The 7758-nt window shown below is 64.4% G+C and carries 10 protein-coding genes and 1 pseudogene; 7 read left to right on the top strand and 4 right to left on the bottom strand.

What is annotated here, in order from left to right; translation table 11 throughout:
• The 3 genes from VGE27_RS12465 to VGE27_RS12455 all read right to left on the bottom strand — a co-directional run.
• Positions 1 to 422: hypothetical protein (locus VGE27_RS12465; RefSeq protein WP_331049989.1), on the bottom strand; the 422-nt coding region annotated here is incomplete at its 3' end.
• A gap of 120 nt (positions 423 to 542) precedes the next feature.
• A complete protein-coding gene (locus tag VGE27_RS12460) occupies positions 543 to 2372 on the bottom strand; it encodes a hypothetical protein (protein WP_331049988.1) in 1830 nt (609 codons plus the stop codon).
• A gap of 83 nt (positions 2373 to 2455) precedes the next feature.
• Positions 2456 to 3079, bottom strand: a complete 624-nt coding sequence (locus VGE27_RS12455) for a DUF305 domain-containing protein (protein WP_331049987.1) — start codon at positions 3077 to 3079, stop codon at positions 2456 to 2458.
• Between the two features lie 272 nt (positions 3080 to 3351).
• Here VGE27_RS12455 and VGE27_RS12450 point away from each other — a divergent pair, with 272 nt between their 5' ends.
• From VGE27_RS12450 to VGE27_RS12435, 4 genes are read left to right on the top strand one after another with little or no spacing between them, the layout of a single operon-like run.
• Positions 3352 to 3618 carry a VF530 family protein gene (locus VGE27_RS12450; RefSeq protein ID WP_331049986.1) on the top strand — a complete coding sequence of 89 codons (267 nt, stop codon included), beginning with the start codon at positions 3352 to 3354 and terminating at the stop codon, positions 3616 to 3618.
• Between the two features lie 23 nt (positions 3619 to 3641).
• On the top strand, positions 3642 to 4034 hold the full coding sequence (locus VGE27_RS12445; protein ID WP_331049985.1) for a hypothetical protein: 393 nt from the start codon (positions 3642 to 3644) through the stop codon (positions 4032 to 4034).
• A 54-nt stretch (positions 4035 to 4088) separates the two neighbouring features.
• Entirely contained in the window at positions 4089 to 4331 is a 243-nt protein-coding gene (locus VGE27_RS12440; RefSeq protein ID WP_331049984.1) for a hypothetical protein, read from the top strand.
• Between the two features lie 16 nt (positions 4332 to 4347).
• A complete protein-coding gene (locus tag VGE27_RS12435) occupies positions 4348 to 4776 on the top strand; it encodes a TA system VapC family ribonuclease toxin (RefSeq protein ID WP_331049983.1) in 429 nt (142 codons plus the stop codon).
• Between the two features lie 30 nt (positions 4777 to 4806).
• Here VGE27_RS12435 and VGE27_RS12430 read toward each other — a convergent pair whose 3' ends face one another.
• Positions 4807 to 5424 carry a helix-turn-helix domain-containing protein gene (locus VGE27_RS12430; RefSeq protein WP_331049982.1) on the bottom strand — a complete coding sequence of 206 codons (618 nt, stop codon included), beginning with the start codon at positions 5422 to 5424 and terminating at the stop codon, positions 4807 to 4809.
• 77 nt (positions 5425 to 5501) lie between these two features.
• On the opposite strand from VGE27_RS12430, the gene VGE27_RS12425 reads away from it, so the two are divergent.
• From VGE27_RS12425 to VGE27_RS12415, 3 genes and pseudogenes are all read left to right on the top strand, one after another.
• Complete coding sequence (locus VGE27_RS12425) at positions 5502 to 6416, top strand: SDR family oxidoreductase (RefSeq protein WP_331049981.1); 915 nt, start codon at positions 5502 to 5504, stop codon at positions 6414 to 6416.
• 7 nt (positions 6417 to 6423) lie between these two features.
• Positions 6424 to 6795 (top strand): hypothetical protein, encoded by a 372-nt coding sequence (locus VGE27_RS12420; RefSeq protein ID WP_331049980.1) that lies wholly within the window; start codon positions 6424 to 6426, stop codon positions 6793 to 6795.
• Between the two features lie 175 nt (positions 6796 to 6970).
• Positions 6971 to 7758 (top strand): annotated as a pseudogene (locus VGE27_RS12415) (hypothetical protein); the annotation flags it as partial.

Below are 7758 nucleotides of genomic sequence, written 5' to 3'. Positions count from 1 at the left end.
TCCGTGGGGCCATAGATGAACGTGGGCCAGTTCACGAATCCACCCCTGGCCGCAAAGGCGCGCCGCGATGTGCTGTCGGCAAACACCGTTTCGCGCACGATGGAATCGGCGGTCACCGTGTAGCGCCACGTATTGGGAGCGGGCGCAGCGCTGCCGTCCTGATTGTGGCGTGTGAGCGTGGCCGCGGTGGGCCGGCCATCCTTGCCGAGTGTGATGGCGTAGCGATAGCGCGCAATGGCCGGGCCGTTGCGCTGAACCATGTCACCGGTGAGCGACGTGGCCGTGCGCGTGTACTGCTCCACCGCGCTGGTGTCCTTGCCGAGGCGGTAGACGATCGACGCGGGCTGGGCACCGAGTGCCGGGGCAGCGATCGTCGGCGCGACGAACGTCGTCGCAGCGAGGGAGGCAATCAGAAATCGCATGGAGGTGGGGAGTGGGGGATACCCATATACAACGACAGGCGACGGCATACAACGACAAAGGGCGCCCCGCATCGGGACGCCCTTCGTTTTTCACACCACTTTACACCGTGCGGCAGTCGCTTACTTCGCGGCCGCCAGGCGACGGATTTCAGACGCCATCGTCTTCACGCGGGCGCTGTCCTTCGCACCCACCGCATCCTTGTCCACCTGCGTGGCCAGGGTGCGGAGCGCCGTCGCACGCGCCGCGCCGGTCTTGGCTTCGGCGTCGGTCAGGGCAGCGTCGATGGCCTTGGTCCGCGTGGCATCGAGGCCGTTGCCACGCACGAGCTGGTCGAGGTACGAACGCACGACCACGAACGCCGCGGGCCAGGTGTACTTCGGCTGGCTCTGCGGGTTGAACTCGGTGTACGTCACCAGCTTCGCCGCAGCGATTTCGTTGGCCGACAGCATGTCGCTCGGCGTGAGCTCGAGGATGTCGAGGCCACGGTCCATTTCGGACGAGTAGACGTGGCCGTTCCAGTAGTACGCACCCCACGATCCACCGATCGTGTTGCCGTTGCCACGCACCGGCGGGCCAGCCGGCGCCGCAGCGGCCGGCACGTCCACCGGACGCGGCGGGTTGATCGCGCCGCGATCGAAGTGGCCGATCTCGAACGCCTTGTCGGCGTCCGTGAAGTCCATGATGTTCACGCCGCCCTGGTACCAGCCCTGCACATACAGGTCACGACCAGGCACCGGGATGATGCCACCGTTGTGCGCCACGCAGTTCTCTTCGGCCGACTGCGCCGCAGGCAGCTTGAAGTAGGCGCGCTGCGTCTGCTTGTTCTTCGCGTCGAGCGTGAGGATGGTGTTGCCACCGAGCTCGATCATGCTGGAGGCCTGGCACATCGGGCCCGTGCCGCCGCCCCACTCGTCCGTCTGGATCAGCTTCCGGCCGTCGTTGCTGAACGCGGCGGTGTGGCGACCCTGGAAGTTGTTCGTGTCCATGATCGCATCGATGCGGAACGGCTTCTCCGGATTCTTGATGTCGACCAGGATCGAGTGCGTCGTGCACGAGGCCAGCAGCAGGTTCATGGCCGGGTACGCGGTCACGTCATGGCAGTTGCGCGGACCGTCGGGCATGTTCGCGGCCGGCTGCGGGCGGCCGGCACCAGCCGGACGGCCCGAGCTCGGCGCGCAGTAGATCTTGCACTCACCGCCGCCATCGAGGCCGGTGAAGATGCGCGCGCCCGGGATCACCTTGGCCTGCTCGGGAGCATTGAGCGGCACCTTGATGATGTCGAGCTGGTACAGCGAGTTGGTCGCGTCGGCCGGATCGTTGCCGTTCTTGCAGCCGGCAAGTTCGGTTTCCGGACGCGCCGCCTGCTGGCCGGACACGTAGATGTAGATGGTCTTCTTGTCGGTCGGGCTGGGCACGATCGTGTGCGTGTGCGAGCCCTTACAGGTCTGCACGTTCTTCACGAGCTTCGGCGCCTTCGGGTTGGACACGTCGAAGATGCGCACGCCGGCCATGTGATCCTTCGGATCCTGCACACCACCGTCGCCGCAATCGTTGCGGTTGCCCGCGCCTTCCGCCGAGATGAACAGCAGGTTGCCGTAGATCGACGGGTCACCCTGCGACGTGATGCAGCGCGTCACCGAGACGACTTCCGGCTTGGCCGGGTTGCTGATGTCGAGGATGGTGAAGCCGGCGAAGTTCGCCTGGTACACGTACTTGCCACCGAACGCCATGTCCGAGTTCACGAACGTCAGGCCACGCACCGTATCGAACTGGGCCGCCTTCGGCGTCGTGGAGACGAGCTTCATGTTGCTCGTCGAAATGCCGGCATCGTGGCGACCGGGCTTGAGGGTGCTGCGGGGGTCCTTGCCGGATGGGTACGTCTGTGCCGCCAGAACGGTCGGAACGACGAGCGCCGCCAGAAGGAGGTTCACGCTACGCATGACGCGCATCGGGTCAAACTCCGGGGGTGAAGGAGGGGTAAAACCTTGGAGCCGTACACCTGCAACTACGTACTTCCTGCCTTGCTGCCTGGTTACTTCGGCGGGAGCTGGGCCAGCAGACGCCGCATGATGCCGATTTCCGCCGTCTGGGCAGTAACGACATCGTTGGCAAAGACGTTGGCATCCACTTCCTGACCTGCGCCCGGCGACTTGAAGAGCTCGTCGACCATCTTGATGGCGCCGGCGTGGTGCTTGATCATGCCGTCGAGAAAGAGGCGGTCGAAATCCGTGCCCTTGGCTTCGCCCAGCGCCTTGATCTCGGCCGTCGTGAGCATGCCGTCCATCACCATGCCGTGCCAGGACGAGGTGTCCGGCGCGAACTGATTGTGGCGACGGAGCCAGTCCTGCATGATCTCGATCTCGGGAAGCTGGGACTGGTCGATCTTCCGCGACAGCTTGAGCAGATTCTGATTGGTGCTGTTCGCTTCGGCCAGCTTGGCCATCACGATGGCCTGGGCGTGGTGGGCGATCATGCCCTGCATGAACTCGACGTCGGCCTTCGTATAGATCGCGCCCTTCGGGATCACGATCTCGGGGCCCATCTTGTGCATGCTATGGTCCATACCGGCCATGCCGCTCTGGGCGGCGGCCTGCGACGAGGCGCCGGCCAGCAGGGAAAGAACGGCAAAGGCAAAAACCGAACGTCGGGCCATCATGGGGGTCACTCCGGAAGGATGCCGGCCTCGTCGGATAGCCGACGAATCTGGGGCCGTGGGAAGGCAACCCTTGGACGATATCGTATCCGGGGCGGTGGCACTAGCTGCTCCGCTGTGGTGTGGCGCACGTCGCGCCGGTGCAGTCACCAATGCGGTGCGTGGAACAGTTGCCGGAGGCTGCCAGACCGGGACGAAGGCACGGGACGAATTTCGGGGACGAACTGGGGTCATCGACTACTGTTCAGGAGCCCCATTTCCCCAACCGCTCGCGAATGCCTGAGTCTGCCCGCAAGTCCGATCCCCTGCATGGTGTTACCCTCAAGGCCATGGTCGAGCACCTCTCCGAACGCTACGGGTGGGCCGGTCTGGGTGAGCGCATCACCATTCGCTGCTTCACGCACGACCCCAGTGTGACGTCGTCGCTCAAGTTCCTGCGCAAAACCCCTTGGGCGCGCGAGAAGGTGGAATCATTGTACCTGCATTCGGTCGCGCATCCGCGGAAGTCGGCGGTGCCCAAGGGAGACGCGGCGACTTCGTAGGACTTCATTGTGGAGGTGTGTCGATGATTGCTGTGGAGCGTCGTGTGGTGTCGGTGCTGGCCGTGGTGCTGCCGTTCGTGGGTGGGTGTGGTCTGCTTCCCGAATCCCCGGTGTGTCTGGCGATCATCAGTCCAGCGATCACCCTCGACATCAGGGATTCGGTCACCAATGCCGCCCTGTCCAATGCGGTCGCCATCGCCCGCGATGGGGCGTATACAGACACGGCGCAGATCTCGCAGATGCCAAGACCCGACACGGTGTACGACGTGGCGTTGGGGCGTTCAGGGGCGTATGCCGTGGTGGTGTCCCATACCGGCTACCGGCAATGGCAGCGTGACGCTGTACGCGTGCGCCGGGGAGATTGTGGTCCGGAGACAGTTCGCCTGGATGTGCGCATGCAGCCGTCCACCCCGTGACCGGAATTGGCAGGGGGCTTGAGGCCGAGGTTCTGATGCACTAGCATCAGATGTATGCGCACCACGCTCGATATCGATGAGGACGTGCTGGAGGCTGCCAAGGAGCGGGCCCGCCGGGAGGACAAGACGGCCGGGCAGGTCGTATCCGAACTGCTACGGCAGGCTCTGACGGCTCGCCCGCGGGTGTCCGCAGTGGCGGAAGCGCCGTCCGTCCATGGCTTCCGGCCCTTTCCTGCCGGAAAGACCGTGGTCACGAATGCGTTGATCGACGAGCTGCGACACGACGACGCATACTGAAGTTCGGACCCGCTGAATGCGCGCCCTGCTGGACGTCAACGTCCTCATTGCTTTGCTCGATGCCAGCCACGTGTCTCATGGTGAGGCGATGGCATGGTTCTCGGCGCACGCCCACCAGGGTTGGGCTTCATGTGCGCTCACCCAGAACGGATGCGTGCGCATCATGTCAGGGGTGTCCTATCCTGGTGCCAGACCCGCGACGGTGATTGGTGACCGTCTGCGCGACGCCACGATGGATGCATCCCATGCGTTCTGGCCCGACGATGTGTCGATCCTTGATGCGACCATTGTTGATCTGGCGCGCGTCCACAGTCCGCGACACCTGACGGATGTCTATCTGCTGGCGTTGGCTGTGCGGCATGGTGGGCGCCTGGTGACCTTCGATCGCACGATCCCCCGCAGTGCGGTGCCCGCTGCACGCGTCGAACATCTCGTGGTACTGTAGTCAGAACATTCTGCGCCGCAGCAGGGGCCTCTACAGCATCAGCGACATTTCCGAACGCGCTCTCGCAAAGGTCTCGTTGAGTACCTCCGCCGCGGAACGCACACCCTCTTCCGCGCGCCAGGTTTCGATGGACAGACGCATCACGCCCACCGAGATCATGGCCACCAGGCGCAGTGTCGGTCGCAGCTCCGGTTGTCGCCACACTTCGCACAGCATCTCGTAGAGCAGTTGCTCGTGCACGACATACAGCGCCGATTTGCGCGCGATCAGGGTGTCGTTCGACCGCATGAGATTGTCGATGGTGCGCATCTGCGCCGACTCATACGGCGCCGCATTGCGCACCAGCATCGCCCGCACCGCTTCCAGCGGCGGAGTGTCCGGCGAGACCGCCCGAAGCTCGGCGAGCATCGTGGTCCATGACGCCGTTTGCCACACGAGCACGACGTCTTCCTTCGACTTGAAGTACGAAAAGAAGGTGCGCCGGGAGATGCCCGCCGCCTCGGCGATGTCGTCCAGCGTGACCGCATCATAGCCGTGCTTCAGGAAGAGCTTGAGCCCCTTCTCCGCAATGCGGATGCGGGTCTCCCGCTGCTTCCGTTCACGGAGTCCTTCCTTTTCGGGCTCACGCCCGGCATCACGAGAGATCATGGGGTTCTTGCGCGAATGCACTGAGTGCAATAATATCTGCACTCAGTGCAATATACCGGAACTTCACGAGGTACGAGATGGCCGCCTGGACCGCTTCCAACATACCATCCCAACGCGGGCGTACCGCCATTGTCACCGGAACCGGTGGCATCGGGTTGGAGACGGCGGTCGAGCTGGCGCGGGCGCAGGCGCTGGTGGTCATCGCCGGGCGCAACGCGGCGAAAGGGGCAGAGGCGGTGGCACAGGTGCGCGCCCGGGTGCCTTCGGCCACTGTCCGCTTCGAGGCGCTCGATCTGGTCAGCCTGAAATCCATCGCCGCGTTTGGTGATCGTCTCACCGACCAGTTCACGGGTCTCGATCTGCTGGTCAACAATGCGGCGGTGATGAATCCGCCGGAGCGTCAGGTTACGTCGGACGGGCACGAACTGCAGTTCGGCACCAACTATCTCGGACATTTCGCGCTGACGGCTGCGCTCATGCCGCTGCTGCGACAAGCGCGAGGTGCGCGCGTGATATCGCTCTCGAGTGTCGCTGCGCGCGACGGTCGAATCGATTTCGACAACCTGCAGTCGGAACGGCGGTACGATCCGATGACGGCCTACGCGCAATCGAAACTGGCCTGTCTGATATTTGCCTTCGAATTGCAACGCCGCAGTACCGCCGCACAGTGGGGCGTGACCAGTGTGGCGGCGCATCCGGGCATTTCGCGTACCGATCTCATTCCCAATGGAGCGGGCGCTTCGAGCGCGTCCGGTCGTGCGCGCAGGTACCTGTGGTTTCTGTTTCAGCCGGCGGCACAGGGCGCATTGCCATCGCTCTACGCCGCCACGGCGCCCGAGGCGCAGGGCGGGCACTACTACGGCCCCAATCGACTGGGTGAAACGCGCGGACATCCTGTACTGGCGCGCGTGCCGCAACAGGCGCTCGACGTGGAGGTCGCCGCCCGGCTATGGAAGGAATCGGAACGACTCACCAACATCCGTTTCGCCTAGGGGACCCATGGACCGCCTGCATGTCTATCTGGTACGCGCCGCATTCGGTTGGATGGCATTGAGTGGTGTGCTGCACTTCATGGCCGACGTGGCCTCGCAGTACATCCGGCGCACCCGCGTGCCGAGTCCGGAGACGACGTTGTACTACGGTCTCCACAGTGCCTATGCGTGGGGGCACATCGCCTTCGGTGCCCTGGCACTCTACCTCGTGACCTGCACCGCGCCGGTCATGAACGAACGGGGGCTGCTCATCATGGGCCTCGTCGTGGCGCTGGGCTGGCTGGCCATCGCCATGGGGTTCATCGAATACTGGCAACCCAAGGCGAACGCGGTGGTGCTGTGTGCGCTGATGGTTGCGGCGTTGTTGACCCGGTACTGACTGGTCTTGACGCTCACATTCCCGTGCAGCGACATTGCCCGCAGCGCGCCACTGGGGCGCCTCCTGTCCGCGGCAAGGGAGCTGGCTCCCACCCAGACGCTGTGCACTTCTTGCGAAGCCTTCTTCCTGGCCATTCGTAAGCGGACGCCTGGCCGTTCCGGAAGGAGTGTGTTCCATGACGCGTCAGTTCTCAGCCCGCAGTAAGCCGCAGCTCCTCAAGCAGGAAGCCCGTCGCTGGTTGCAGGCCCTTCGTCAGGGTGATCGCGAAGCCCACGAACGATTGCGTGCGGCGTGGTCTGCCGCGCCCGAACAGCCGACCCTGCGCGATGTACTGCATGCGCTCGCACGGGAGTACGGCCAGGTGGATTGGCGCGCACTGCTTGGCGCACTCGAAGCGGTGGTGCTTGAAGGTGCCACCTTCACCGAACACGTGGACGCGGTGCTGCGCCATGGCTGGGATGGCGACAGGGCACTCGCCCGCAGTATCGTCGCGCGTCACGCCGCGGTGGCGAGCGACAGCATTTTCACGGCCGCCATCTGTGGCGATATCGACCGCGTGCGCCACATGCTCGCGCAGGATCGCGCGGCAGCGGTGCAAACGGGTGGCACTCTGCAGTGGACCGCCCTCGCCTACGTCGCCTACGGCCGCCTCGATGAACAGCGCGCCGTGGACATCGCGCGTTTGCTGCTCGATGCTGGTGCGGACCCGCATTTCCGTTTCGACGATGGGTGGGGCAACGCGTTCACGCTCATCACAGGCGCCATTGGATTGGGGGAAGGTGCCAAGCCTTGCCACACCCAGTCCGCGGAGCTGGTGGAGCTGTTCATCGCGTCCGGCGCCGATCCGTTCGACACCCAGGCGCTCTACAACTCTTCCATCGTCCACGACGATCCGTCGTGGACGGATCTGCTCTGGCGGCGCTGCGATCCGGCCACGCGTGTCGCCATGTGGTCGCGCATCGA

The sequence above is a fragment of the Gemmatimonas sp. genome, from assembly GCF_036405635.1.
Classification (GTDB): Bacteria; Gemmatimonadota; Gemmatimonadetes; order Gemmatimonadales; family Gemmatimonadaceae; genus Gemmatimonas.
This window is presented reverse-complemented; position numbering and strand designations above follow the sequence as displayed.

Bases quoted from the DNA above. Each gene is read 5' to 3' on its own strand.
- VGE27_RS12425 (WP_331049981.1), top strand. From the start codon at position 5,502: ATGGCCGCCTGGACCGCTTCCAACATACCATCCCAACGCGGGCGTACC.
- VGE27_RS12420 (WP_331049980.1), top strand. From the start codon at position 6,424: ATGGACCGCCTGCATGTCTATCTGGTACGCGCCGCATTCGGTTGGATG.
- VGE27_RS12445 (WP_331049985.1), top strand. From the start codon at position 3,642: ATGATTGCTGTGGAGCGTCGTGTGGTGTCGGTGCTGGCCGTGGTGCTG.
- VGE27_RS12440 (WP_331049984.1), top strand. From the start codon at position 4,089: ATGCGCACCACGCTCGATATCGATGAGGACGTGCTGGAGGCTGCCAAG.
- VGE27_RS12435 (WP_331049983.1), top strand. From the start codon at position 4,348: ATGCGCGCCCTGCTGGACGTCAACGTCCTCATTGCTTTGCTCGATGCC.
- VGE27_RS12430 (WP_331049982.1), bottom strand. From the start codon at position 5,424: ATGATCTCTCGTGATGCCGGGCGTGAGCCCGAAAAGGAAGGACTCCGT.
- VGE27_RS12450 (WP_331049986.1), top strand. From the start codon at position 3,352: ATGCCTGAGTCTGCCCGCAAGTCCGATCCCCTGCATGGTGTTACCCTC.
- VGE27_RS12460 (WP_331049988.1), bottom strand. From the start codon at position 2,372: ATGCGCGTCATGCGTAGCGTGAACCTCCTTCTGGCGGCGCTCGTCGTT.
- VGE27_RS12455 (WP_331049987.1), bottom strand. From the start codon at position 3,079: ATGATGGCCCGACGTTCGGTTTTTGCCTTTGCCGTTCTTTCCCTGCTG.